The 25,387-nt window shown below is 65.3% G+C and carries 22 protein-coding genes; 7 read left to right on the plus strand and 15 right to left on the minus strand.

The annotated features are described in order from the left end of the window. Nucleotides 1–64: 64 nt before the first annotated feature. Together AB0J55_RS28525 and AB0J55_RS28530 are read left to right on the plus strand one after the other, a co-directional pair. Nucleotides 65–1,537, plus strand: coding sequence for a helix-turn-helix transcriptional regulator (locus AB0J55_RS28525; protein WP_364254926.1), 1,473 nt, complete (start codon nt 65–67; stop codon nt 1,535–1,537). 457 nt (nt 1,538–1,994) lie between these two features. Further along, nucleotides 1,995–2,354, plus strand: a complete 360-nt coding sequence (locus AB0J55_RS28530; protein ID WP_364254929.1) for a hypothetical protein — start codon at nt 1,995–1,997, stop codon at nt 2,352–2,354. A 229-nt stretch (nt 2,355–2,583) separates the two neighbouring features. Here AB0J55_RS28530 and AB0J55_RS28535 read toward each other — a convergent pair whose 3' ends face one another. The 3 genes from AB0J55_RS28535 to AB0J55_RS28545 all read right to left on the minus strand — a co-directional run bounded on the left by AB0J55_RS28535 (nt 2,584) and on the right by AB0J55_RS28545 (nt 5,062). Further along, nucleotides 2,584–3,024, minus strand: a complete 441-nt coding sequence (locus AB0J55_RS28535) for an Lsr2 family protein (RefSeq protein WP_364254932.1) — start codon at nt 3,022–3,024, stop codon at nt 2,584–2,586. 666 nt (nt 3,025–3,690) lie between these two features. Beyond that, nucleotides 3,691–4,305: a GNAT family N-acetyltransferase gene (locus AB0J55_RS28540; RefSeq protein WP_364254935.1), complete on the minus strand. Its 615-nt coding sequence runs from the start codon at nt 4,303–4,305 to the stop codon at nt 3,691–3,693. 52 nt (nt 4,306–4,357) lie between these two features. Further along, a complete protein-coding gene (locus AB0J55_RS28545) occupies nt 4,358–5,062 on the minus strand; it encodes a hypothetical protein (protein ID WP_364254938.1) in 705 nt (234 codons plus the stop codon). A 221-nt stretch (nt 5,063–5,283) separates the two neighbouring features. On the opposite strand from AB0J55_RS28545, the gene AB0J55_RS28550 reads away from it, so the two are divergent. After that, nucleotides 5,284–7,077 (plus strand): pentapeptide repeat-containing protein, encoded by a 1,794-nt coding sequence (locus tag AB0J55_RS28550; RefSeq protein WP_364254941.1) that lies wholly within the window; start codon nt 5,284–5,286, stop codon nt 7,075–7,077. Here AB0J55_RS28550 and AB0J55_RS28555 read toward each other — a convergent pair. Next, nucleotides 7,034–7,321 carry a trypco2 family protein gene (locus AB0J55_RS28555; RefSeq protein WP_364254944.1) on the minus strand — a complete coding sequence of 96 codons (288 nt, stop codon included), beginning with the start codon at nt 7,319–7,321 and terminating at the stop codon, nt 7,034–7,036. The two genes, AB0J55_RS28550 and AB0J55_RS28555, sit on opposite strands and share 44 nt — an antisense overlap. Before the next feature lie 362 nt (nt 7,322–7,683). On the opposite strand from AB0J55_RS28555, the gene AB0J55_RS28560 reads away from it, so the two are divergent. Then, on the plus strand, nt 7,684–8,232 hold the full coding sequence (locus AB0J55_RS28560; protein ID WP_364254947.1) for a hypothetical protein: 549 nt from the start codon (nt 7,684–7,686) through the stop codon (nt 8,230–8,232). Between the two features lie 55 nt (nt 8,233–8,287). Beyond that, nucleotides 8,288–10,021: a hypothetical protein gene (locus tag AB0J55_RS28565; protein WP_364254950.1), complete on the plus strand. Its 1,734-nt coding sequence runs from the start codon at nt 8,288–8,290 to the stop codon at nt 10,019–10,021. 705 nt (nt 10,022–10,726) lie between these two features. Here the strand turns inward: AB0J55_RS28565 and AB0J55_RS28570 are convergent. Further along, nucleotides 10,727–11,653: an RNaseH domain-containing protein gene (locus tag AB0J55_RS28570; RefSeq protein ID WP_364254953.1), complete on the minus strand. Its 927-nt coding sequence runs from the start codon at nt 11,651–11,653 to the stop codon at nt 10,727–10,729. A gap of 38 nt (nt 11,654–11,691) precedes the next feature. Between AB0J55_RS28570 and AB0J55_RS28575 the strand changes: the two genes are divergently transcribed. Further along, nucleotides 11,692–12,021 carry a restriction endonuclease gene (locus AB0J55_RS28575; RefSeq protein ID WP_364255561.1) on the plus strand — a complete coding sequence of 110 codons (330 nt, stop codon included), beginning with the start codon at nt 11,692–11,694 and terminating at the stop codon, nt 12,019–12,021. 125 nt (nt 12,022–12,146) lie between these two features. On the opposite strand, the gene AB0J55_RS28580 is transcribed toward AB0J55_RS28575, so the two are convergent. The 5 genes from AB0J55_RS28580 to AB0J55_RS28600 all read right to left on the minus strand — a co-directional run bounded on the left by AB0J55_RS28580 (nt 12,147) and on the right by AB0J55_RS28600 (nt 16,323). Then, entirely contained in the window at nt 12,147–12,749 is a 603-nt protein-coding gene (locus AB0J55_RS28580; RefSeq protein WP_364254956.1) for a restriction endonuclease, read from the minus strand. A gap of 613 nt (nt 12,750–13,362) precedes the next feature. Beyond that, nucleotides 13,363–14,373 (minus strand): hypothetical protein, encoded by a 1,011-nt coding sequence (locus tag AB0J55_RS28585; RefSeq protein ID WP_364254959.1) that lies wholly within the window; start codon nt 14,371–14,373, stop codon nt 13,363–13,365. A 324-nt stretch (nt 14,374–14,697) separates the two neighbouring features. Then, nucleotides 14,698–15,576 carry a hypothetical protein gene (locus AB0J55_RS28590; protein WP_364254962.1) on the minus strand — a complete coding sequence of 293 codons (879 nt, stop codon included), beginning with the start codon at nt 15,574–15,576 and terminating at the stop codon, nt 14,698–14,700. Next, a complete protein-coding gene (locus tag AB0J55_RS28595; RefSeq protein WP_364254965.1) occupies nt 15,573–16,145 on the minus strand; it encodes an RNA polymerase sigma factor in 573 nt (190 codons plus the stop codon). Before AB0J55_RS28595 ends, AB0J55_RS28590 begins: the two co-directional genes overlap by 4 nt. Continuing rightward, the gene (locus tag AB0J55_RS28600; protein ID WP_364254968.1) at nt 16,126–16,323 is read right to left on the minus strand and encodes a hypothetical protein; all 198 of its coding nucleotides are present in this window, start codon (nt 16,321–16,323) and stop codon (nt 16,126–16,128) included. Before AB0J55_RS28600 ends, AB0J55_RS28595 begins: the two co-directional genes overlap by 20 nt. Before the next feature lie 911 nt (nt 16,324–17,234). Between AB0J55_RS28600 and AB0J55_RS28605 the strand changes: the two genes are divergently transcribed. Then, nucleotides 17,235–17,426: a hypothetical protein gene (locus AB0J55_RS28605; RefSeq protein WP_364254971.1), complete on the plus strand. Its 192-nt coding sequence runs from the start codon at nt 17,235–17,237 to the stop codon at nt 17,424–17,426. Between the two features lie 518 nt (nt 17,427–17,944). Here the strand turns inward: AB0J55_RS28605 and AB0J55_RS28610 are convergent. From AB0J55_RS28610 to AB0J55_RS28630, 5 genes are all read right to left on the minus strand, one after another. Next, on the minus strand, nt 17,945–19,006 hold the full coding sequence (locus AB0J55_RS28610) for a tetratricopeptide repeat protein (RefSeq protein ID WP_364254974.1): 1,062 nt from the start codon (nt 19,004–19,006) through the stop codon (nt 17,945–17,947). Continuing rightward, nucleotides 19,003–20,283: an NB-ARC domain-containing protein gene (locus AB0J55_RS28615; protein ID WP_364254977.1), complete on the minus strand. Its 1,281-nt coding sequence runs from the start codon at nt 20,281–20,283 to the stop codon at nt 19,003–19,005. The genes AB0J55_RS28610 and AB0J55_RS28615 overlap by 4 nt, the downstream gene beginning before the upstream one ends. Nucleotides 20,284–20,460: 177 nt before the next feature. Continuing rightward, nucleotides 20,461–24,360 (minus strand): hypothetical protein, encoded by a 3,900-nt coding sequence (locus tag AB0J55_RS28620; RefSeq protein WP_364254980.1) that lies wholly within the window; start codon nt 24,358–24,360, stop codon nt 20,461–20,463. Nucleotides 24,361–24,366: 6 nt separating this feature from the next. Further along, the gene (locus AB0J55_RS28625) at nt 24,367–24,717 is read right to left on the minus strand and encodes a hypothetical protein (protein WP_364254983.1); all 351 of its coding nucleotides are present in this window, start codon (nt 24,715–24,717) and stop codon (nt 24,367–24,369) included. A gap of 185 nt (nt 24,718–24,902) precedes the next feature. After that, nucleotides 24,903–25,244: an abortive infection family protein gene (locus AB0J55_RS28630; RefSeq protein ID WP_364255564.1), complete on the minus strand. Its 342-nt coding sequence runs from the start codon at nt 25,242–25,244 to the stop codon at nt 24,903–24,905. Nucleotides 25,245–25,387: the final 143 nt, after the last annotated feature.

The raw sequence follows: 25,387 nt of genomic DNA on the forward strand, positions 1-25,387 counted from the left end.
GTGGTGGGGACGACACGTGGACGTTGACGGTCACGAAGCGGGGTCAGTCACCTACGGTGGGGACATGGCAGGCTCGTCCTCGTACCGCACACCCAACGAAACGCTGATCGCGCTCCGCGAGAACCGCGCCCTGTCGCAGCAGGAGCTGGCCGAGGAACTGAACCGGCTGGCTACGACCAGCCATGGCGCTCAGCTGACGTTGACCAAGAAGTCGGTCTACCGCTGGGAGTGCGGGGAAACCACGTTCCCGAAACGTTTCTACCAGCAGCTGCTTGCCGAATTTTTCGGCGTCCCGATCGCTGAGCTGGGGTTCAAACGGCCGCACCTGTCTCCAGCCATCACACTCACACCCATGGCACCGACAGGAGCGGATGAACCGGTCTCCCCCAGCCCGGAAGTCGAACGCGAGCAGCAGCGCTGGCGCGAGACCAGGGCCGCCCTCGGCACCACGCGGCGAGCCTTGGCGATCACCGCCGAGGGCCTCTACCCCGACTTCCGCCTGCCTGGGCTGCACAACACCGGAGTCATCGCCCATCAGAGCTGGCTTCCTCGATGCCCGGTGTCACTTCAGGACATCACGCTGACTCTTGCCTCCGACACCCCACCGCCGGAGATAACCGGGGGTGAGGCCGAGACTGCGGCCGTGCGTCCCTGGTCCACGCCTGGCCATCGCTACCGCCGCTACCACGATGTCATCCGCGATCTGACCCCACCGAAGCTGTTCGAGAACCGACTGTGCTTCCGCCTGACGCATCTCGATTGGACAACTCCAGAAATCGGGATGCACTTCGGACACATGGGCTTCTTCGACTCCATGGACACCAACGAAGCCCTCGCTCACGAAACCGCGCTGCGGCACCTGATGCGTGACCACAACGACGAGCTGTGCACCATGAAACCGTCGTGGCGGCGGCTCCCCTTCAGAACCCTCATCGGTGACCCATTCGACCTCAGCCGCCGCCCGCTGATGGGCGCAGTCGGAACCTTGACCATCCGCGGAGGCGACTCACCCAGCGTGGTCCTGCATCAGCGTGACGGCAACAAAGTCGCCGGCGGCGGAGGCATGACCCATCTCCTCCCCGCCGGGATCTTCCAACCCTCCAGCGTTCTCCCAGCGGCCATAGCCGCGGACTTCTCCCTCTGGCGCAACATACAGCGCGAACTCGCCGAAGAACTTCTCGGCCACGACGAATACGACGGCAGCGGCCACCCGATCGCCTACGACGACCTCGAGCCCTTCGCCACCCTCGACCGCGCGCTCGACGCCGGCGACATCCAGATCTGGTGCCTCGGAGTCACCCTCGACGCCCTGACCCTGTGCGGCGACATCCTCACCGCCGCGGTCATCGCCCCCGACCTTTACGACCACCTCTTCGCCGACGCCGTCAACACCAACTCCGAAGGAACCGTCCCGGCCCGCGCTCTGCCGTTCGAAGAAAACACGCTGCGCTACCTACGTGAAGAAGGTCGGCTCTCCCCGGGCGCAGCGGCGGCCCTCCACCTCGCCTGGAACCATCGCCACGTCCTCTTCGCGTGACAACGCGCGCCAGCACGCGGCAGCCCTGGCCGGTATTCCTCAGCAACGGCCACAGCAGTGGCAGCCTGCGGCTCGCGCGTAGCTTTACCTCAACCTCGACGTGCCAGCCCATGTTCGGGGCAACGTCAACGGTCGCTCCATGGATACAGAGCACTGAACTGGTCGAACGCCTCGTTCAAGTCGTCGTCGTGCGCCACGTCGTCTACGAAGATCGACGACCTGGCAACTAAGCCAGCAGCATCGAGCACCCCAGCAACTGCGTGCACAATGACCGCGTACTGGGTCGGCGGCACGTCGGATGGAAGCTGTACCCGAAACTCACGCGATTCCACAAGCTCGACACTGCCCGTCCCCAACAAGCGACACCAAGCCCCCGATCGAGTGGCTGCGATCGATTGCGTGCCACCCCAGCATCCACGCCCGTCACGACTACCACAGCGCTCCGGCCGCTAAGAATTTGACGCGAATCCGCAGCCTTGCAGGCCAGATCATCACCGTCGAAAACCGCCCAAACGCGTGTCACCAGATCGCGGCGGACTGTTTTACTCGACACCGCGGCTCGCGCATCCTCGACATCGTGACGCTGGACTTCCGCGACCTCAAAGGCGCACTCGCTGACCTCGACCGGACACTGCTGACCGAACTTCGCCAGGCCGGCTACGACCAGGACACCTCCGAGCAGCTAACCGCACTTGACCACGCCGATCGCCTGATCTCGCAGATCAAGCAGCTTCTCGACGACCACCGCGAGGACCTGACGACACCCGACCCACCCAGCCCGAGCGTCGCCGTCTCCCGTCACTACGGCGGCGGCTAATCAGCAACTCGCCGATCACACGGCGCACGCGGAATAGAGCCACGTACGAGGGACACCTGCGCCCGGCAACTCGTCTCGACGGTCCAATACCGATACAAGTGTCCCGGTCGGTGCCCGGCTGCCCGGCAGGTTCGGGGGGCCGATGCCCTGCCAGGCCCCGGGCACCGGCGCGCTACCTGACTCTGGTGCCCCGCCAGCACGAGACGTCATCGCGGTCCGGCGTGCCGCCTCAGACCGCTGCCCTCTTCCGCGGTGCCCGCTTCCGCGCCGGCTTCTCAGCCGGTTCCGCCTCAACCTCGGCAGGCGCTGTGCGAGCGGTCTCGTAGGCTTCGATCAGCTCGCTCGACAACCGACCACGCTCAGCAACTTCGTACCCGTTCGCCGCGGCCCACTCGCGCACCTGCTGGTTGTACTCGCGAGAGTTAACCTTGCCGGTTCCCGATGACCTGGTGGCCTCGCTGGTGGACTGGCCGAGCGCGACTTTCATCCGCCGGCCGCCGACTCGCCGCGCAGCTTGGACGAAGCGCTCGAACTCACCACGCAACGCCTCGGCATTCTCCGCCGACAAGTCGATCTCGTACGACACCCCATCCAGACCGAACGCGACAGTCTCCGCCGCCTCGCCGCCGTCCAGATCGTCGAGCACCTCGACACGCACCTTCTGCGCCATCACCGAACCCCTTCACCGATTTCCACGATCAACCCGCGCCCCGTTGACCAGGGCTGGGCCTGGGCAGACGTTACGCTCGGGCCGACCAAGTGGTCTGTCCGGCACGCCCACAACATCACCGCAAGACGAGCTGCGCCCGAAGACCGTCGCAGTGCTTTGATGGTGGATACCCCGCCGAACCTCGCTCGTGCATACGGTGCGGCCGCGCGGACATATCCGGCTTCCGAAGACTCAAGTCCGCCGACGCGTCTCCACCGATGGCGACACGAAGTGCCGGGTGACGCCGGATGCCGGGGAGATTCCTCGCCAGCACGCCTCCGCGACCCGGACACCAGCGCGTCACCCGTCTCGGTGATCTCCATCGCCGGACGTCATTGTGGCCGCCGAACGCCCTCTTGTTGGTTGCTGAGGTGATCGGTCCGGCACGCCCCCCGACCGTCCCGATCATCGCCAGTCCTGGCTCGGCGGCACAACGCCCCCCGATGTGCCGCCGAGCCCTACCCCCTCGTCTACGGCAGTGTCACGCGAATCGCGGCGTAATTGAGCGCTCCTGGTGGTCGGCCACCGCGGTCGCGATGTCTCACGACAAGCTCCTGCGCGCCGAGCGGTCGGCCTCTACTGCAAGGCGCTACTCGACGATCGATTCCCGCTCATTCCCCTTAGCCCTCATCGCCTGAACTCCGCGCCTCCGACGTGGGGACAAGGCGGACCGGCCCGGCGCATGGCGATCCGAGCACGGAACGACTGCGCCGCCGGGCCGTCCGGCAACGGAGCCGTCCATCGGTACGACGGCGCCCGAGCCACCGCGGCCGCCACCAGCGTGCGACCGAAGCCCAGGCGCCGGTACTCGGCGGCGACATGGACATAGTCGAGGGTGGCCGTCCGACATCTCCCGCACGGGCTCGCCGTCACCGCGCCTACCTCAGTGCCGTCCAGGTGCAGTGTGATCCGACCTGCCAGCGTTCCCGCGACCGGCGGATGGGCCACCAGGACGAGCCCGCCGGTCGGCGCCGCGTCGGGCGAGTGCTGGACGGTGACGTCGAGGCGCGCCCACTCGGCGAGGCGCCGAGCCTCCGGCTCGCACGCTTCAAGACCGCGACAGACCTCGCACAGCCAGCCGTGCAGCCGGTAGCGCTGGCTGAACGGCGCGAGCTTGTCGTAGAGGTCCAGGGTCAACCAGTGCCCACGCAAGCACCTCTCGACCTCCTTAACCGCCGGCCGGACTGGGACCAGCGCACCGAACTCGCCGCGCGCACCCGAGCGGACGGCCTCGCCGATCACCTGGCACCTCGCGACGGTCCCGACCCGCTCGAACGCCGCTGCGACGTGCGGATCATCCGGCGACCTCACGCACGCCGCGGCCAGCAGATTCCTCGCCAGCGGCGACAGCACCGCCGGGGCCCGGCAGCTGCAGCGCGACGGTGCGCGGACGCGCAGCGGCGCCGCGGCCACGGCGGGTCGCGACGACGTCACGGAACTCCAGGTGGCCGAAGCCGTCGCCGGTCAGACCGCGCCACCGGCGGTTCGACACCCTCAGTTGGAGATCCGCGCCCGGCCACGGGCCGGCGGCAAGCAGAACGGCGCCCCGGTTGCGGACCCGTCCGCCCAGTCGGCGCGCCAGCGGCGCTTGCATCACTCGGGTGACGGCTGGGCCGAGCACGACCAGGTCGAACCCGTCGATCAACGCCGACAGCACCGCGGCGACCTCGGCCCCCGGGGCGGAGATGAGGGCGAGCCGCTCCAGCTCGACGCCCAGCTCGGCGGCGGCCGCCACTCCCACCTCGGGCATGCCAGCGATCGCTGCCCACGAGCCCTCCCGGGTCGCCTCGGCAAGCAACGCCAGCACCAGCGCGGTCGAGCCCGAGACCAACACCGCCGCGCCGCGCCGCAGGCCGTCGGGCACTAGCTTGGCCAACGCTGGCGTCACCGGGAGCGACCCGACGGGCGCCGAAGGCTCCGGGCTCGGCTCGCCGAGCTGCGCGGCCGTGCGGACGCCGGGGATTGCCGCGAGGCCGGCCACCACGTCCGGCACCGCCACTACGCACCTCCAGCACCACGAACACGCACCGGAGACGCCCACGAGGGGAAGCCGCGAGCGAACCCGAAACATCGAACACTTGTTCGGATACTGCGAGACCGCCCGGCCGCTGTCAAGTCGAGACCGGGCGAAGCCGCACTTACCACAGCGGGACGTCGGCCAATCGAAGTGGGCGCAGCACCTGAAGTAGCGCTTGCTCGCGCTGGCGCGATGCACCGTCCGTGACGTTCTGGAAGCTGACGTTGCCAGGGTGGCTCCGCGAATGCTGGGCGCAGGCGCGCGGGGCCCTGGCGCTGAGTGGGGTGGCGCTGCTGGTCGGGATGGTGGTGCTGTTCGGCTGGGTGGACTGGGCGGGGCTGGGGCGGTGGGCGCGCCCGCTCGCTGTGCCGCTGGCTCTGTTTGCCGCGGCCAGCGGTGGGCTTGCGGTCGCCCTGGTGCGTCGGCGGGGGGAGCGGCCGCCGCGGACTCGGGCCTCAGGGATGAGCTGGTGGGTCGTGTTCGCTGCCGCGGTCGTAGTAGCCGCGGCGGGGTGGGGGGCGACCAGTTGGCTGATCGACGAGGCCGACCAAACTAGGGACGCGGACAAGAGGGCATCGGCGAGAGTCGAGGCAATCAAGACCGGGCTGGGGATCGGCGCTGGGACGACCGGGATCTTCGCGTTGCTCTTGGCGGTGCGGCGCCAGCAGCACAGCGAGAGTGACGCGACGGAGAAGAACGTCACTGAGCTATACACCAAGGCAGCCGACCAGCTCGGCTCGACCGAGGCTCCGGTCCGACTGGCCGGGCTCTACGCCCTAGAGCGCCTGGCCCACAACAACCCCGGCCAGCGCCAGAGCATCGTCAACGTCCTCTGCGCCTACCTGCGGATGCCCTTCACATCATTCGACGTCCAGCCTCCAACCGCTGCGGACGACGCTCAACTCGATGCGCACCACAGCAGGATGCAGGAACGAGAAGTCCGGCTTACGGCCCAGCGCATCCTTCGCGAGCACCTTCAGCCCGCGGTCCGCCGGGCGTTCTGGGCGGACATCGACCTCGACCTCACCGACACCCATCTGGTCAGCTTCTCCCTGGGAGACTGCCAGGTACGTGAAGCGCGGTTCGACGGCGCAACCTTCGTCGGCCCCACACGGTTCGGTGGCGTGGCCTTCACCGACCTCGCCCAGTTCGATCACGCGACCTTCACCGGCCCCGCTTGGTTTAACCACGCGACCTTCACCTGCGATGCCGTATTTCGCGGCGTGACCTTCGCCGGGCGTGCCGAGTTCGGTCACGCGACCTTTACCGGTACCGCTTGGTTCGACCGCGCGATTTTCGCTAAGGGTGCGCAATTCGTGGCCTCGACGTTCGCCAGCGCTTCGCAGTTCGGCCGCGCGTCCTTCGTCGGCCTCGTCCAGTTCGGCAATGCAACCTTCGCTAAAGGCGCGCGATTCGAAGGCGCAAAGTGCGGAGGCCTCGCCCAGTTCGATCACGCAACCTTCATCGGCCCCGCCCAGTTCCTCGGCGTGACCTTCACCGGCGGCCATTCTTTCGAGGGAACAACCTTCGTCGGTACCGCCCAGTTCGACGGCGCGATCTTCATTGGAGTCGGCCGGTTCGTCGGCACCCTAGGGTTCCGCGGCGCGACCTTCAAGCGCAATGCCCAGTTCACCCGCGCGACCTTCGTAGGCGGCGCCAGGTTCGGCCGTGCAAATTTCGCTGGCTCCGCTCATTTTCGCTATGCGGAGTTCATCGGCCCCGCTGAGTTCGAGTACGCTGCATTCGCGGGCTCGGTCCAGTTCGAACGCGCGACTTTCGTTGGCGGCGCGAGGTTCGACTGCGCGGCGTTCACAGGCGGCGCAAAGTTCGACCACGTTGTCATCGTTGGCGGCATCAACTTCCCCCGCAACAGCTTCAGCGGCGAAGAAGGGCTCATCAACACAATCCTCACCGAAGCAGTCTTCCTCATGAATTCGCGCCTCGGCGTCGCCGTTACCGCTGACGCATCGAATGACGGGCCCCTATCCAACACATAGCCAATCGGCGCATCACGGCGACCTTGGAGAGGCGTCCGGGTGGCCTCACGCGAGAACGGCACGTTCGGGTCGCCTTGGCACCCGGGAACCCTGCTTTCACCTTGGCGTCCCGGCGCATCTCCACCGCGAACTCCAGCTCGATGGGCCCCACCACAAACTCGACATCACTGCCGGCTCCCCGCGCCGCAGCCGCCACCAGCTCGTCCCGCACCGAGGCCACCACGTCCGCCAACTCGATTTCCATGCCCCCACAGTCGCAGCACACGCACGACTCACAACACGGCCGCCCGGAGAGGAGTAAGGACTCGGTCAGACGCGGTGCACCGGACAGCTGCAGGCCAGTCGACACCGGCCAGACGGCCGGCAGGTCGCCGCCGAATATCGCACGGTCAAATACGTGCACTGCACCAGCAGCCGGACAACCTCACCCCAGCCGTGACGCCGCCGCAACGTAGGGCGCTCACCCCATACCCACCGTCACCGATCAGGGTGTTGACCAGCTCAAACACAGCAGAGCTGGGCCAGCCGAGTCATTGAGTCCCAGATCAAACTAGCCCACACGCCACCCAAAGGGTACAGTTGCCCCTGTACCTACAGGAGGTAACTATGCGCGTCTCACTTGACCAAGTGCTTCGCCAGCTCCGCACTACCGCCGACCCCTACCAGCGGCTGCGCGACGCCGATGAGCTCGACCAGGCGCTGGTGGCCGCTCGCAGCGCGGTCACGATGATCAAAAAAGCAACGGTCAACGAGCTGCGGGACCGGACCACAGGGTACGGCACGATCGCCGGCAAGCTCGGTGTCACCAAGACTCGTGTGCAGCAGATCGCCAACGCTGCCGACAAACACGGCCCCGTGGTAGTCGCCGTCAAAGACGAGACTGACCGCTGGTACGGCCAGCCGGACCTGGCCGGCGGAGCGGGCAGCGGCGAGGCGGAGACGGCGAACCCGTTCCGGCCGGCGAACCAGGACCATCCACTCTACGGCCAAAAGCTCCTCGCGCGCTGGATGGACCTGCCCTACGACGAACACGTCAGCCTCTATGCGCTTCATCTTCACGGTGACGACGGCAGCATCCGGCCGACCCGCATGACCCTCGACGTGTTCGACACGCTGTTCGGCACGACCACAAACCAGCCGGCCAGCACCGACTAACCCGGCCACCGGCCGCAATGCCCGATCGAGAAAGGCACCAGTCATGCCGGGTCGAGTGCCCTGGGAGCGCTACAGCGGAGACGACATCGAAGCCGTCATCGCGATGATGGTGCTGCGCCAGCATCCGCGAGGCCAGCGCATCCGGCCCTCCCGCGGCGACGGCGGAATCGACGTCCTCGTTCCGCACGCGCCGCACCGGTGGGAAGTTTTCCAGATCAAGAAGTTCACCACCACGCGCGATCGCTCCCAGGAGCGCCAGATCACCAAGTCGTGGAACAGCCTTCTCGCCTTTACCAAGGAGGAACACATCCGCGTCTCCGCATGGCACGTGGTGCGCCCGATCGACCCAACACGGGAAGATCGCGAATGGCTCGCCGAGCTCACTGCGGACTCAGGGATTCCCAGCGACTGGATCGGTCTGACCACAGTCGACAACTGGGCAGCCGACTATCCCCAGGTCGTCGACTACTACTTCAACAACGGCCAACAGTACGTCCTCGATACCGCACGAACACTGATGCAAGCCCTTAACGCCACCGGCGAGACCGAACCCAGCACAGTCCTGCAGCCAGCCACTGCCTTAGCCAGCATCCGCGGCATCGTCGCAGCCCTCAACAAGACCGACCCCCACTACAACTACCGCTTGTCCGCACAGCTCGCTCCCGAAGACAGCCAACCGGTCATGACACCCGCGCCCGGAGCGGTGTTCTCAGCTGTCGTCATCGAGGACAGCACCATGTCCCAGCTGGACATCATCGCGCGCTACGACCAAGCACAGCTCGACCGCCCCTTGCCGATGGATCTACGTGTCACGATCACTCCCGAGACTGACGACGTTCGCCAGCAGATGCGCGACTTCCTCGGCTACGGCATACCTTTCACCGATGTCCCCGCAAGTGTTGTCACCGCCGAGCTTCCCGGCGGGTTCAGCTTCGCCGACATGGACCGAATCTCCGTCTCCGTCCTAGCCAGCGACCAACCCAGACCCTTCGAACTTCGCGGACTCGACCATGACGACAACCTGGTCGCGACACTGCCGCTGGTCATGCAGCGCCCCACCGAAGCCCGCGACGGCACCGAACGACTCGCGTGGACCGGCCACGACGTTGCCGACATCGTCACCGTAGAGTTCCGCATCGACCTTACGGACCACACCGTCACCTTCGGTGTCACCTTGCCGGATATCTCCGGCGCGAATCCCGCGCTAGCAGCAGAATCCTTAGCCGCACTGCACGCGCTCAAAGCCGGATGCCGCATCAAGGTCGGCGTGCCCGGCGGCCCGCCAGTCCTGTCGCTGGCCCCACTGCCCGAAGACCTCGTCAGCGGCGACGCCGAACCCGACTACCTGTCCCAGCTGTCCATCTGCGTGGCGCTACGCACATTGCAAGCCAAGATCGCGCGACAGTTGCTGGTTCCCGAACTGTCCACAGTGGAACAAGAGCAGGCGGTCGGGTGGCTCCATGCCGCGATACTGGTCGAAGGCCATCAGGTCGTCACGTCCTGGTCCGCGCTCAGCGTCACCCAGGACAGCACCACCCGGATCTCCCTGCCGTGTTGGGTTCGTGTGACCTGGCATCTCACGGTCGAGATCGACGGTGCCGAGTGGAACCTCGGCTACATCCACCAAACTTGCAAAGCTGAGCACTGGACTCCGACAGACCAGGCCGGCGGCGGGATCCTGACCCCCGGCGAAGACGACCAGCTCATCCTCACCATCGCTGGAGGAAGCGACGAGGACAATCAAGCCCAACTCGGCCGAGTCCACACCAGGCCGATAGATGAGCCGTAGCTCGCCTTCGGTAACCAACTTCCAGCCGATCACCTAAGCGTGTTCTCCGGCCGTCTGGGAACAACCCGGCTGGGACGCTCTGAATGAGTCCGCATCGCCCGTCCGAGTAGACTTCACGGCCGCGGCACGTGGGCGGGGTTCCGCTAGGCGGAATGACCACCGCGCCGACCAGATGGATCATGCGATGTCTGTTTGTGACCGGTCGAGGGCTCGACACCTGCACAACGGGCGGCCGGGTGTTATCCCTACGCGGCTGAGGCCATGTCCGCGTGGAACCGCCTCTCGCGATGAAGGTCGGCGCCGCTGAGAACGGCGCGGACGAGCACCAGAACTCCAGTATCTTAGACTGCTATGGAAGCTGAGAGGTTCCCTTCGCCGCCTTTCCCTGCTCCGGACTCACCAGTCCTGGGCATGATCATCGAAGGTGCCGTTGCGGCGTACGAGTCGGGGGAAGCGGACGTCCGGGTCGCCGTGACGCATGCAGCGGTGCATGCCTGGTACGAAGGCCACATCCAGGGCGAGGATGTTTGCCCAGGATGCAACTTCCGAGGTGACCTACCCAAGCAGCATTGGAAAGGGGCAGACAACCGCGACGACTTCGCCGACCAACACTGGAATCGGAAGCTGCCTCCGCCTCAATGAGCTGGAAACACCTTCCGCCGTCATCGAGAAACTCGATCACCAGTGTCATCGCGCTTCTGCTGATCACCGTGGTTGGACCTGCTCTTCAATCTGTTGTGCCAGCTGCAGCGGCCAGGGCAGCGGGGTGGTCCAGCGGGTGTACGGCACAGCGTCGCGAAGGTTGTGTGCCATCGCCGCCCACTGCTCGGGCTGGTCGCCGTTTTGGAGCCCGGCAACGCCAAGTTCAAGAAGTTGCTCGTTCCACACAGGAGCCTGGGTGTTCAACCGGGTGAACCCGTCGCGTCCATACGGGAGCCCCTCGGCGATCTTCGAGTTGCGTAGGACCGAGTTCACGGCATAGGCGGGTTTGCCGCTGGTGCTGGCGAATAGGCGCGGTTCGGGAAAGCGCCACATTCCTTTGGGATGACCGATAATTCCGTCATTGACCCCGTACGACTGCGGTGTTCCCGCGCCGTGGGCGCTGCGGACCCAGATGTGGCGCAGGCCGGGCAGCTCTTTGATCGGCTGAGGACCGCGGCCAAGGTCGATGGTGTCCACGTCCATCTGAGGGCCGGCCAAAGCCGGCCACGTGGAGCGGAGGTTCTGAGCGTGGGTGAGCAGGAGGGTGTCGGGGTGGCTGGCGATTGCGTGCTCGACGGACTCCTTGATGAACTGCCCGGGATCTATGCCCGTCGCCGTGGCGGCGTTCCCGTAGCGCTGAGGGAGATCAACCAGTCCGACGTGCAAAGGCTGCCACGAGAACCAGGTTGTGCGGATTTGGACCTGGTGGCCGGTGGGGTCGATCAGGAGTGCAATGGGGACCTGCCGGTGTACGCGTCGGCGATCAGCCTTGGGCCGGCGGATCATCCAGATGGCGAGCAGAGCCGGCCTGCAGTTCACGGTGTTCGGCGCCGGCTCTGGGAGATGCGTCGGCCGAACCCCGAGTTGCCCGAACAGGTCGTCGACTGCACGGCCGAGCTTCGCCACATTTAGCGATTCCGGCGCGCCCATTGGTTCCGGTGAAACGAACCCGATGAGCCGGCCTGTGGCTGCCACGGCACGGCACTAATGACGATGGCGTCGATATTAGGATATGGCCGGCGCAGCCACGTGCGGGCGAGCCTCCACTTGCGATAGTTCAATGCAAGAGGCAGCAGTCGAAGATCGAGAAGGTGGTCGTCAAGGCACTATGGGCAGACGTCGAAGCCAATTCGTCCATGCGCGGCCTGGTTGCCACGACTTCAACACTGTCCGTCGGTGCTGTCAAAACGATCGACGCGCGTGGCTACGGAATTGACGTCGCCGACCACGCAACCATTCACCATTGGCTGACGACTATGCGAACCCCGGGCACGGGCATCAGCGCGACAGACATATAGATCAATGAGATTCATTGGATTATTCACCAAACCTGACTCAGGTCATACCTTAACTTTACCGACGACGCGTCAGACGGCACCCCCGTCGAAATCCCTAGTCGCGGTAATTTTATTCGAGTCGCAGCTCAATCCTCTGAGACGCCGAGTAGAAGTTCGGCGACCGAGCGGGGGTATTCTTCCGAGAGCAGGGTCACGTTCGTCGAATTTGCATTTTCACCTATACCGTAGACGTGACCCACGAAGACAGGCAAATTAAACCGCTCCACTGCTTCCTCGCGCGAAATTGAAGGACCATGCGATGCATTTTTCGTCTCGAAAGTAAAACGTCCCTCAGTGACTGTCATCAGTGCAATTCCGTGAGATTTTGCGAATTTTACCGCTCCGCTCTGATACGGCGCAGTCGAGATCATGACGCCCTTGTGCGCTCCGACACTCACCACTTTCTGGTAGAGAACCGCGACCAGCTCGCGCTTGACAGGGTTCTTATGCCTTTTCGCCTCAACCAAGATCAAGAACTCCATCCCAGCGAACTCATAACGCACTGTTGCATCAAAGTCGTAGACGCCATCCGCAACCTCGATCTTCTCGTGAGAGGTGACAATTAGATTGTCAACCTCAGCCTCCGCCGAACGAAGCAAGCCGACGACAAATCCTTCAAACTCATCCGGCGTAATATCCGCGGGCGGATAGTGTGCTGTGACTCGGTCAACAACTGTCTCGTCGGTCATACACCGAATAGTACCCGGTCTTGACCGACGTGCACTGGCTGGCACGGGTCTCACACAGGCTGCGTACCGCGCCAAGGACCGGGAAACCGAATACCTGCACCGCGTCCATCCTTGACTCAGGGGACACGTTGGCCGCGCATCCTGCCGAGCATGCACGCGTTCTGCGCAGTTCGTCCGCTGGCACCTCCTACCGAAGGCGCAACGCGCTGTGGCGCGACGCGATGCAAGGCACAGTGCGACGTCCGGGCGCCGCTTAGAACGGCGGCCGCTCCTAATAGGCACCGCGTGACACATTTCGGCGCGCACCGAGTAGAGCGAGAGCGCCGCTATCGGTTCGCCGGCCGCGAGCGTCTCGGGGCCGCACGGCCTCCACGGCGATTGTCCTGATTAGAGGCCAGCCAGTGTTCGTGCGTGCTTGCCAGGCGGGCTCGCACACGGCGATGAGAAGTCGGCCGTCTTCGTCAAGCGTGACACGCCTGCGACCTCTCTCAACCACAATGGCAACTGCATTTACTATCTATCGTGCCGGGCGGCGGTTGTAGAGGTCATGGACAATGCGCTCGATCTCGGCACCGCCGGAGAAGTACCATTTTGCTCGCTGAGCGTCGATCGTTCAGTCTTCGGCCACCAGGTCGTGCAGGCAGTCAGCGCAGATCAAGTCGTCGGGATCGAAGGTGGTTCGACCGCACCGTCCGCAGGAGCCGAGTTCCCCGTCGGCGATGAAGCCGCAGTGGAAACAGGCGTTAGTGAGAAAGCTGTCGGGGTCCGTGCGGGTGGCGACGGCGATGAGCGCTTCGAGCTCGCATTCCGGGCAGTCGGAGATCGACCACCCGGTTCGTCCTTTTACAGCCATGTAGCTTGATTCGCTCAGAACGGATGTGACGTACTCTTCAGCGGCTTCGGCGCCCTCGACTTGGCTCCAATCGCGACCGCAGAACCGGCAGCGTGAGGTTTCCTCGAAGGGTGCGAAGGTCCAGGCCACCTGCATGCATTCGGGGCAGTGTATGACGATGCTCTGCCACGCCTCTAGTTCGGGGGCGATGCGGTCCAGCCTTGCCCGGTTGACCGCCGCGATGGTCGTGAGCGCGGCGCCGATGGTTTCCTCTGCTTGCTCGAGGTGCTCAACCTCGTCGTCCGGCGCGTCCGGAACGAGGTGTTGCCGGATGAACTCGGACAGCACGTCAAGGGCTGCCGCGGCGCGTGCGGTCACAACCTCGTGGTTGCTGGTGGAGCCGAAGTGCTGAAGCTTGTTGCGTTCCCTGTTGAGGCCGTCCAGGGCGTCACGTTGAGCAGTTGACAGCTTGATGTCGGCGACCTTGGCGAGCCGTTTGATCGCTGCGTTGAGCGTGACGCTGCGGAAGGCGCCCTGCTTGAGCTTGTTCTCGTCGGCGCTGTAGGGATCCTCGAAGATGTGCTCGATACCCTCGCGCTGCAAGCGGATCTTGACGAGGATTTCAATCGCGGCCTGCAGGTGCAGCACCGCGTACTTCAAGCGGCGCGGATCCGCGGATGCGGCCAGGTGGGAGATCGCGCTGTCGAGGAAGTCGACGCCGTTGACGATCGGGTCGAATTCCAGACTGTTCCCGGATGGGCCTCTTCCTTCGCCGCCCTGTGAGTCGCTCATCGCCTGCCCTTGTCGTCGTAGGTGGCGAGCTGCTTCGCCTGTCTTCTGCGTCAGCCTCGATGTGCCCGCTCTCGAAGTATCCGGGACATCGGCGAACGACACGCCAGGCGGTCGATGGGTCCCGCGGCGAGCAACGACGACCCGAACGACGCGCTACTGCCCGTCCGCACCCGCCTGCGAGCACATCCTTATAGCGCTGCGCGGCGATCATCCACCGACGAGCCTTCAGACTGCTCTGCAACCTGTCCGCGCACACGGCTCGACGACAGCAAGGTACTGACAAGCGGCGCCCGCGGTCGGCGCGAATGCGTCAGGACTCGCACTTCAGCTCGTCGGGTTCGACCACGACGTCCGCAGGGCCCGCACCTCGTCCGTCGCTGGCCGGGGGATGTCGGTCTGATCGGCGTCCTCTGCCATCCAGGCCGCGAGCTTCGCCAGACCGACGCTGCTGTCGTAGCGCGCACCGTCGTCGGCGTGGTGCTCCAACAGCGCGTAGAGCTGGCGAGGCGAGATTCGCTCGGGCGAGTCGACCCGGCGTCGCGATCGGGAACGCTCAAAGAGAACCCTGATCCACGCCCGGGTCCGCGTTTCCTTGCTGATGACGTCGGCGGGTGCGTAGTCGTGAGCGTCACTGTGCTCGGAATGCCGGATGACTTCGTCGAAGAACCACGATGATCCGATGACCGCCAGGAGAGCGTGCTTCTCCGCGCTCGCGGTCCGCACCGCGGCGGAGTCGAGCAGGCGGAAGGCGTGCATGATCGATGTCCCGGTGAAGCCGTGCTCGTCGTAGTTGACCTCTCCGGCGTGGAGAGCGAGCCGGAGCCGAATCCGCTCGGTCGGGGGGTGAGTCCGGTTGTGCTGGAGGAGCGCCGTCAACATGGTGCCTGGCAGCAGATCGACGAAGGAAGTCTTGGGAATGTTTGCGGGCGCAATCACGACGATGCCGTCGCCGAGATCTTCCCTTCGGCAAGACTCCCAGGGCACGCCGGCGGCGTCGAAGGCATGCTGCGTCGCCTGGTAGAAACCGCGCCGGATACGCACCCTGTTCGCGTCGGTCCGACTGCGATGGCCGAAGCCGACGATGTCCACCGCCACGATCGTGCAGTGCGCCGTTGCCAGGACAGAACCATCCGGCTGGTTGTGGAGCCGGGGAAGCGAAATCCGATGCGATGCGGGCTCGGGGGTGATGTCGTTGCTCGTCACGGCGCTTCCTCCTTCCCAGCGGCCCCCTCAGTCAGCAGCATGTCCGGCCCGAGTACGGCCGCCAGCTCGTCGCGCGCAGTCTTGAGGTGCACCCGCACCGTCGACTGGGCAATCCCGAGCAGATCAGCGACTTCCCGCGTCGACCACTGCTCGTACCAGCGCAGATACGCTACCCGACTCCTCGTCGGCGGCATCCGCTCGAGCACCTTCCTGCACTCTTGCAGAGTCAGGGCGCAGAGCGTCTTGTGCCAGGTGTCCTCGGGTGCTGACACCTTGCCCTGGCGTTCGAGGCGTTCGGTTCCGACCTCGACCCGGGTGTCGGCTTTCCAGCGGCTGATGGCCTTGTTCCTCGTGACGGTGAACAGCCACGCCCGCTGGTGCCCGTGTTCGCAGTTGCGGAGGGTGGGCCACGCGAGCGCGACGTCGTGGAACGTCTCCTGCACGAGGTCCTCGGCGGCGGCGTGGTTGCCCTGCACGAGCGTCATCGCGTAGCGATGCAGGTCGTGCACAACCTTGGTGAACAAGGCGCCTACCTCCTCGGCGGTCTGTTCAGGGATGCGACGCGGCATGACCGTCTCCGAACCTACGGCACGGCGCCGGCCCGGCCTGGACCCAGGCGGCCGGCAGCCACGCTGACTCAGTCACGGCCACGATTGTCTCCGCCTGCACGTTTTCGGCCAACGTCAGCACAGTGCGCCGCCAGCGCAGCTCGATCAGCAGTCGCAGCCCGCTCAGCACGATCACCATCGCGGCGATCAGGCACGCTGTCGGCCACGACCACGTGCTGACGCCCGCGATCAGCGAGCACGGTATCCACTCCGGGCGCACAGGTTTCACATCCAAGACATCGTCCGGGACCGCAAAACCGTTTAGCTCCCGGCGCTCGCTGAGGACGGCTCACGCACAACGGTGATCCTTTGCGACAGTTACCTTCGCGGCGCCGAGGTGCGGGTGGACGGCCTGCCGGAGGACGCCAAGACCGCCGCTGCGAGGCCATCGTCCTGCGTACCTGCGTGATGGGGTGGGTCGTGACAGCGATTGCCGGATAACGCGATGATCGTCTTATCCACGTCGACGACTGTGGTCCCCGGTCCCCGGGTCTCTCGCATCGAAAGCGTGCATGGGTCTGGGACAATGAGCGAGGTACGTGGGGCGGTGGGCGTACTCCTACCGAGTACACAGGTTGTAGTTGATCAGTTACGGTGACATGGACGGCCGACCCGTCGGGCCGGATTCACCAGTTCCGACTGGCGCGTCTTCCGGCTGTCACAGAACAATGACGGGTCTACTTGTGGGGCCGACCTTTGTGGTTCCTCGCGCTGCAGTCGAGGGAGCACTCCGAGCCCCGGCTTCATCGAGCCTCAGCTCGATGGCGCTTCGGAGAGAAAGGAAGGCGATCGATCTTGACTTCACGTCGGGATCGACGGCGTGACAGCAGCAAGTGCTGGCTCACCGTCACGATCACGGGTTCCGTGACCGTGACGGCGGCCCAGTTGGTGACCATAGTGGTGCTGGTACTCACAGGCCTCGCGAACCTGTACCTGCACTAGCCGGTCACCTGGCTGTTCGGCTCGGCGAGGCCTGCTCATCGAGCGGGCTTCGTCGAAGCCTGCGCCGGTTGACCCGGTGCTGTCAACGTCACTGTAGCCTCGCCCAAGATGAAGATCGGGCACATCGCCTGGCTCGACGAGGCGCGCGATGCGGTCTGGATCAGCCAAGTTGTGCGTGTGGCTTATCTGATCGGCGTTCCATCGATCCGACCAGCCGGTGTGCGGATCTCGGCGCTGCCGAGCACCACACGGGCCGCCGCGAGGATGAGCTCATGGGCGGTGATGCGCAGCGTCCTGTAGTCCGCAGCGCTTGGTAGGGCTCGACCAGGCTGTACTCCGGCGAACGTGTTGGGTCCACCGGCTCGTCGTTCTTGACAGTGCGTGGCGCTACCCTGCACACCGAGGACTTTGTCTTCTACTCGGCCATGAAGATCTTGACCGCCGCGAGGTAGTCGCCATCACCGGCCCTTGGCGATGCGGTTGGCACGGTCGCTGGCGTTCCCGACCTGGAACGCTTGGATGCCGCGCGTGACGTCGGGGGACGCAGCCGCACGGCCGCGGATCTTGTGGCCCGATTCGATGGAGGATTGTGGAGATCCGCTACTCCCTTGGCGGAGGGAGCCAGGTGAGCTACTGGCCTCTCGTCCTGGTGGAGTACCACGCAGGAGGATGCAGCGGACGTGACCACTCGCTCCCGAACGTCCGCACATGCCGATGAGCGTATGTTCAACGCCACCGTCTGCCGGTTCCGGAAACGACCGACCAGTGGCGGCTTCGGGTTGATCGCGCTGCGTCGAGGTTCGAAAGGATAGCCTTGGTCAGGGGAGGTCGGGTCCCAGCACCCTCTCGCTGTTGGCGAGCACCGCCTCGTACAGTGGGATCGCCCGCTCCAGGTCACCCGCTGACTCGTAGGCGACCGCCAGATTGTTCCGTGAGGTCAGCGTATCCGGGTGGTCGGGGCCCAGCACCCGCTCGGAATCGGCGAGCACCGCCTCGAATAACGGGATCGCCCGCTCCAGGTCACCCGCTGACTCGTAGGCGGCCGCCAGATTGTTCCGTGAGGTCAGCGTGCCCGGGTGGTCGGGGCCCAGCACCCGCTCGGAATCGGCGAGCACCGCCTCGACGATCGGGATCGCCCGCTCCAGGTCACCCGCCGCCCGGTAGGCGCCCGCCAGATTGTTCCGCGGGGCCAGTGTGCTCGGGTGGTCGGGGCCCAGCACCCGCTCGCGCTCGGCGAGCGCCGCCTCGAATAACGGGATCGCCCGCCCCAGGTCGCCCGCCGACTCGTGGGCGTAGGCCAGGTTGTTCCGTGAGGCCAGCGTGCTCGGGTGGTCGGGGCCCAGCACCCGCTCGGAGTCGGCGAGCGCCGCCTCGAATAACGGGATCGCCCGCTCTAGGTCACCCGCCGCCCGGTATGCGTAGGCCAGGTTGTTCTGCGAAATTAGCGTGTCCGGATGGTCGGGCCCTTTAAGGCGTAGGCCGTTGTCGCGGACGCGAATGAGGCAATCAATAGCAGTGCCGTAGTCGCCCTGACCTTCGAGGTACACGCCCAACTTATTTAGCAGAAGGTTGGTCTGCGTGGTGTCGGTGTCGGGTGTGGCGTGTTCCCACAGAGCCCGCGCATGAGGCAGCACCATCCGATAGGCAGGCCAGGCCGCGGGAGTGAGCGGGTCGAGACCGGAGAGAGCGGCCAGCAGAAGGATCGCGGTGCTGTCGCGGCCGGTGGCGATGTCGGCGGGCCGCCGATGCGGGTCGGTTGGGTCAGGCGTGCGAGTGACCGCTTGGACCAGACGATGCACAGCTACTGTGTCCTCAGTCAAGATGATCATGCTGTAGGCAGCCAGCCGGCCCAGCGCCTCCGAGAAATCGGGTTCCCTCACTGCGCGGGCGAACAAGTTCCGGGGGATGCCGTCCGGGGCGAACCAAGCCAGAGTCCGCAGCACCCATCCCGCGGCCGGGTGTCGGCCAGGCGGTCGAGGGTGACGTGCCAGATCCTCGCCATCGTCCGCTGTGCGTCACCGCCCTCCGCTGTCGCGGTGAACATCCGCGCCGGAAACCGCGCCAGCAAATTAAGATACGCGGCAGGGCTGGTGCGCGTCTGGGCCAAGTAGGCGCCCGCCTGCTCAACTGCCAGCGGCAGCCACCCCAGCTCACCGCACAACCGGTCCGCGCCGGCCAGGTCCGCGTCCGGCCACTCCGGCCGCACGATCCGGGCCAGCAGCGCCATCGCCTCGTCCTCGGCGAGCACGTCCAGCGGCACTGTCTCCGCAGCCCGCCATCCTGAGCGTTGACGACTGGTGATCACTATCGTGCCGGTCCGGACCCGGCTCAATAAGCCCGCCACGTCCTGCGGAGTGGTCACGTTGTCCAGCACGAGCAGCCAGTCGTCGTGGGTCGCGATCCACCGCACACCGAGCGCGCTGCGCTGCTCCACCGGTAAGTCCGCGGTGGCCGGCTGAAGGGTTTCGGCCAGCTCGGCCAGACCCATGTCGAGAGCGGCCCGGGAATCCGCGGTGATCCACCACCGGAGCCCGAACCGGTCGGCGTGCTGGTGCGCGAACCGGGCTGCCAGCGTGCTCTTGCCCACCCCGCCCAGACCATGCACGACGACCACTGCCGCCCGCCCGGACCCGCTCAATACCTCCTCAAGCTGGTCCAGCTCATCAATGCGGCCCACGAACAGTGCCGTGTCGAGAGGGATCCGGGAGAAGTTCGGCAAGGCAGGCACCGACTCGATCGCGGGCAGCGGAGCCGGTATGACGGTGTTGTAATTGATCTGGGTGTTGTGGTCTCCCACCTGCACGCTCTGGTTGCCGTGCAGCCAAACCTGGTACTTGCCCGCATGAGTCCCGTCGGGGTAGATCAGCTCCAGCACCTTCAGCGCCGCTGCCACCAACTCCTCGTCGGCCCCGGCACCCGCTGCGGCCAGCGCAGCGGTGAGCTCACGGTGTCCCGCGGTGCCGCTCTCGTCTCCGGCCAGCGTCATCGCGTCGGACTCCACCAGCTCCACAACCTCGACCGGGACCGACTCCGCGCGACGCAGCACTCGTACAGCCAACGATTTCACCCCCGCGTGCGCGTTCTTGACCGCCGTCGATGCCGTCTCTTGCGCACCTGTCGCAGCACCGGCCACCAGCGCTGCCACCACCAGCTTCACAGACTCGTTCACACAAATCCCCCCATGTAACCCCGGACTGTCAGCTACCAGTATCGGTTCAACCGAGCGGACCGCCACAACTACTCTCAACAACACCCAGTTGTCACGAAAATTGCCCCCAGCGTCCCCCGAACTGGTGATCTCCTGAGGTACACAGGCCGCCGCCGCGCCCCGTCGTCAACGTTCGCGCTGGAGCGCGTCCGGTAGCCCGTACGCCCCGGCGTCGGCCAGCTTGTCCACGACGTCGAGGCATCTGTCGCGCATTGCCGCGTCGCCTTGCCGGTAGAGCCGCAGGACGACGGTGACGATGTCACGGCTGATAGCAGCGGCGGCCCTACTTAGATCGCCAAGTTCGGCGCCGGCGTGCTCGACGGCGCGTTCGCAGGCGATGATCGTGGTCGAGGGCAGCAGTCTCAGGCTTTGCTCGAGCGCGTGGAAGAGGTCACCGAAGTTTTCTGGGAAGGCTCGGCTGGCCGCGTATGCCGCCACAACGCGTTCGCTGATCGAGGCGGAGTCGGGCTCGTGGAGGACTCGGATCGCCCCAGCGGCGGCTTTGCGGACATCCGGGTCATCGTCGTCGAACAACCTCACGAGCACTTCGTGGGCATGCTGCGGCGCCGTGGCCATGGTTTGCGCAGCCCCCTGCCGAGCCCGAACAGGTAAGTCGGCGACGTCGGAGGGACATGCCTCCGGCAGCAGGTCGTTCAATGATGCGTTGGCCCAGATGTGGCCAGCTTTCACCGCGATGTTGCTGTCCGCGTCGAGTGCGCGGTTGAGATGCCGAGAGAAACGGGCGCCTGCACGATAGATGGAGTACTTCAACAACCTGTTAGCTGCGTTGGAATGGTAAATTTCGATGTCGCTGCTGGCGAACAGAGCATCGGCGACATCAAGAGCCTGATCCAGATGGCTGTTGAGCAGGGCCGAAACCGGACGGGTGGCTGCAGCGCGTACTGACAGGATCGGATCGTGCGCGAGTAGAGCCACAGTCGGAAGCAGCCGGAGTGCGTACGTGTCGCCAGCGAAGAGGATCTGACCGATTGCTGCAGCGGCAACTCCCCGTGTCGAGTTCATCCCCGCTGTGTCGAGGTCGAATTCGCCATCACGCTGCCCGCTCGGACGCTCCTCCGCAGGGTCGGACGCACGGGCGTAGTGCTCAAGCAAGGCGATCAGCGCGTCCGTAACTCCTTCGGCGGAGTTCGCAATGGCCCGACATACGGCTTGACCAGCCGCTTCTCCCGCGATACGCCGTGCGTGCTCGCACAGTTCAGTCAGCTTCGCGATGCTGACCTTATCAGCCACAGCATCAACAACTTCGATGATGTTGGAAGCGGGCGTCTTATCGTCGAATGTCAAGGCGAGTTCAGTGAATCGTTCCGGGTCGACCGCAGCGCGGCGACCAAGCACTCCGGCAAGTTCCCGTGAGCCTCCGACCGCGTAGTTCCTACGCGGGCGGTCTTCAGCGGTCGCGTACTTGGTGATGGCGCGAGACCAGTCCCTGTCGGTCATGTGTTCACCCGCCTCTTCGGGTACCGGAGAGCCGACGAAGTGAGCTTCGAGCGGCTCGGGCGGCTGCATGGCGGCCCGAGTGAATTTACGCTCGAGTTCGCCGAGTCTACGTCGGACCGCAGCTGACAGCCGGCTCTCGGGCAGCGCGGACATGAGCACGTACTGCGTGTACCCCCAGGCTTCGCCCCTACCGGGCTGCTTCTCCCATAGGGGGTAGAAGGCGAGAAGTTTTGTGCATAGAGCGTCGAGCTGGACGTTGCCGCAGTGCGGTGCGGCCGCTTCGATGAGTTGCCGTGATGCCCAGACGCTGCTGCCCTGCCAGCCTAGCCGAAGGTTTCGGTCGTCCGATCGCAGCCAGTCGATGGCCTCATCCGCTGCTTGCTCGGCGATGGCTGTGTAGGCATGGCACACGAAAAATCGCGCAACCTCGTACTCGCTGCTGCGCAGCTCCTCGAAGATCGTGCTCGGCCCGCTCCAGAGCTCATGTGCTGTTGCGCGCAGAGCGATCTCGACGCCGTCCAGGACAGCGTCATCGACTTCGTGCGACCCGTAGAACCGGTACGCCCACGGGCCGCCGGACTTCAGCCCATCGTCGTCGTTCGTAGCTGTATCGCTCGACACCGCAAGTACGAAGGGAAGAACGTGCTCCAAGTACTGCTGAGGTGCTGCAGTTGCGATCTCGATGATCGTCGTATCACCCCCGGCAGCTCCTGAGTGGTCAATGTAATCCGGAAACGGGTCGGTGACGCCGTCGGCCCGCGCTCGGTCTCTGGCACGGTCCAAGTAGGCGCCTACGACCCGTGCTGCTCCTGCGGGGTCTTCGTCGTTGAGGCGCGCGACGATCGACCAGAAGTTGCTGTTGACCGCGATGGGGCCGCGCGCTCCGTCGAGCAAGCCGAGGCGGAGCAGCTCGACGGTCAGATCCACTAGGCCTGGAGAGAGGAACCACTCGACCATGGACCGCAGACGACGCGTCCACTCCTCAGAGCTGCCGATGAACGGCTTGACCAGTTCAGTAACGCGTCTCCCGCGCTCCTTGGCCGCCCTGACCAGCACTTCGGCCATGGGTGCAGCTGTCGAGGTCTCCGCGAGCAACGGCTCCCAGCGACCGGCTGAGTCGGCGGCATCGAACCACGCCGGCACCATCAGCAGAGCGAGGATCCGCCCACTACGCCGTGAGCCACCGAACGCAAACGGTTCGATCGCCAGCCAGTCCTCCGCCACGGCCGGCAGGGAACCGAGTACCCCGATCACGACGTCGAGCAAATTCGAACGAATCGCGTCGCTGGTCAAGAGCCGGACCGCGTCCGCCCGGAACCGCCGCCGATCCACGCCGATGAGGTGTTCGAGGACCTGCCGCACCTGGGCGCGCCGGAACAGCTGCTGACCCGAGCTCACCACGAAGTCGTGCAGATCTTGCCCCTGAGCGACGAACTCCTGAGCGAACAAAAAGTCGAAGTAGGTCTCATGGAAGAACTGGACGGTGTCGCCGTCATCGCGAATGATCCCCGTCGAAGCCAGCGTCGGCCGTGCGCGTGGTGGAAGCCGGTCGAGGAGCGCAGCCGGTGCGTGCAAGGTCTCATGTTCGCTCATATAGGCCACCAGAGGTGCGACCGCCCCGTGCCAGCCGGTGGGTCCCAGGTCGCTTTCAACCCGCGGGCGGAGCTCACGCGTCATCTGCTGGTACAGGTCTGGGAGCGTCCGATACGGCAGCTCGCGCGACGTGGCTTCCAGCCGGAAGAACACCGCCAGATGCAGGGGCACGCGAAGCAAGTCAAGCGTCTCCGGCGCTAGCGAGTTCGCTTCGACGTTGAAGGTCGTAAGAGCGGTCTGCACAGCCGCGGCGTCGAGGTGACCGACTTCGACTTGCTCGACCTCGTCCTCGTCGGCGAGCAGGGACCTCATCCGCGGATCAGCCGAAAGATCAGCAGTGCGCACGACGAGGACAACTTTCACTCGCCCACGCATGCCAGCTTGTTCGACGACTTCGGCGACAGCCTCGAAGCTATCGGGCATGCGACCGCTGTACGTACTCACCGCATCGAGCTGGTCGATGACGAGTACCGCCTGCCCACCTTCAGCAGCCGAACCAAGGACGTCGACCGGGGACGACCGCAACTGAGCCGCTTCCCCCAATGCTGTGGCGCTTCGACAGACACTGTCGATCGCGTCCATTCGCAATACCGCGGCGGCCCAGCCTGCGTCGGTCAATTGCTTCACAGCCTCGGCCGCAACAGTGCTCTTGCCCGAACCTGCGCGACCGTGCATCACAACAACCGGACGGCCATCCTCTGCAGTCAACCGACCGACTAGAAGTGACGCTCCGGGATGCACAGCCATGACCCGTGGCCGCGCCATCCGGTTCCGCCGATAGTTCCGGTCCACGGTGCCGCTGATTGCCTCATCGTCCCGAGCCGGCGCGGCGCCATCGTCGCCATCGCGGCGAACGATGTAGTTGATCTGTGTGTTGTGGTCACCAACCTGCACGCCGTCGCTTTGGCTGACGTCGACACGCCGCACCGGCTCGGGCGGCGTCGGGCCGCGGTCCTGTCGACCTCGGGAGATCACTGCGAACTACCGGTCGAAGTGATTGGTCTGTGCGTTGTCGTCACCGATCTGGACACCGCGGCTATCTTGAACATCGACCACATACTTTCCGGCCGAGTTGGATGACGGGCGCAGAGCAGCCCCCTCCGCAGCTGGAGGGTGGCTGCGCAGCTGGCGCAGCGAGACGACCAGGGTGACCATCCCAAGAATCAGTCCGACGATACCGGCAACCCAGCTCAACGCTTCAACCACCGGGCGAGCTGGATGGTTTTCCTCCCACAACCAATTCAATGCGCCAAGCTGCCACGCTCCCCAGAGCGCCAGACCAACAGCAGCCATGCCTCCCGACCACCAGATGCGACGACCAAGCCCGCTCATATGACCTCCCCAGCCGACACTTCGCCGCCGTGTTCGTTGCAGAGTAATCGTCGACGGCGCGAAGATCGCTACGGGTGTTGCCGGAAGCGCGGTTCGACCTCCAGATGCTCCGACAGCGTAGTTCAGCGGAGTTCGACGCGACCACGTCCCGTCGCGCACTTCTACGCCGCCATGCGGTGGCGCGGTCACCCTGGTCGCGCCGCCCGGCGGTCACGGCGAGGTCCTCCCCAGAGCGCCTGCTGGTCGCCGAGTGTGTCGAGCATCAGCTGGCACCAGGTGAAGGCGGCGTTCACCGCGAGGTGCGCGTGTCGTGTTCCCAGCCCAGTGCGAGTTCCGGCCGCACCATGTCCGGTCCCGTAGCGGTTTCGCAGCTCGGCCACACCAATGGCGACGCCGGTAACCGACCCCAGGATCTTCTTCACCGCGTCGTTGCCGTCGGGACCAGGGGCGTGGGAACTCGGGTGCAGTCCGAGTGCGGTCTGGGCGTCCTTCACCAATGCCGGGGCGCTGATGCCGACCACGATCACCAAAAGCGGTGTCTCCTATCAGCGGATACCGACTGCCGGCGGCTTCGGACGAAACCCTCGTGGATGGCGGGCACCTCATCCCGCACCTGTCCAGCGGCGAGTTCGGCCCGAACATCTTCCGGCACCAAGGCGGCTCCCTAACC

The organism is Amycolatopsis sp. NPDC049688 (genome assembly GCF_040674975.1).
Classification (GTDB): Bacteria; Actinomycetota; Actinomycetes; order Mycobacteriales; family Pseudonocardiaceae; genus Amycolatopsis.

Coding starts and splice junctions, on each gene's coding strand:
- AB0J55_RS28525 (WP_364254926.1), top strand. CDS start 65: ATGGCAGGCTCGTCCTCGTACCGCACACCCAACGAAACGCTGATCGCG.
- AB0J55_RS28535 (WP_364254932.1), bottom strand. CDS start 3,024: ATGGCGCAGAAGGTGCGTGTCGAGGTGCTCGACGATCTGGACGGCGGC.
- AB0J55_RS28555 (WP_364254944.1), bottom strand. CDS start 7,321: ATGGAAATCGAGTTGGCGGACGTGGTGGCCTCGGTGCGGGACGAGCTG.
- AB0J55_RS28560 (WP_364254947.1), top strand. CDS start 7,684: ATGCGCGTCTCACTTGACCAAGTGCTTCGCCAGCTCCGCACTACCGCC.
- AB0J55_RS28570 (WP_364254953.1), bottom strand. CDS start 11,653: ATGGGCGCGCCGGAATCGCTAAATGTGGCGAAGCTCGGCCGTGCAGTC.
- AB0J55_RS28580 (WP_364254956.1), bottom strand. CDS start 12,749: ATGACCGACGAGACAGTTGTTGACCGAGTCACAGCACACTATCCGCCC.
- AB0J55_RS28585 (WP_364254959.1), bottom strand. CDS start 14,373: ATGAGCGACTCACAGGGCGGCGAAGGAAGAGGCCCATCCGGGAACAGT.
- AB0J55_RS28595 (WP_364254965.1), bottom strand. CDS start 16,145: ATGCCGCGTCGCATCCCTGAACAGACCGCCGAGGAGGTAGGCGCCTTG.
- AB0J55_RS28600 (WP_364254968.1), bottom strand. CDS start 16,323: ATGGTGATCGTGCTGAGCGGGCTGCGACTGCTGATCGAGCTGCGCTGG.
- AB0J55_RS28605 (WP_364254971.1), top strand. CDS start 17,235: ATGAAGATCGGGCACATCGCCTGGCTCGACGAGGCGCGCGATGCGGTC.
- AB0J55_RS28625 (WP_364254983.1), bottom strand. CDS start 24,717: ATGAGCGGGCTTGGTCGTCGCATCTGGTGGTCGGGAGGCATGGCTGCT.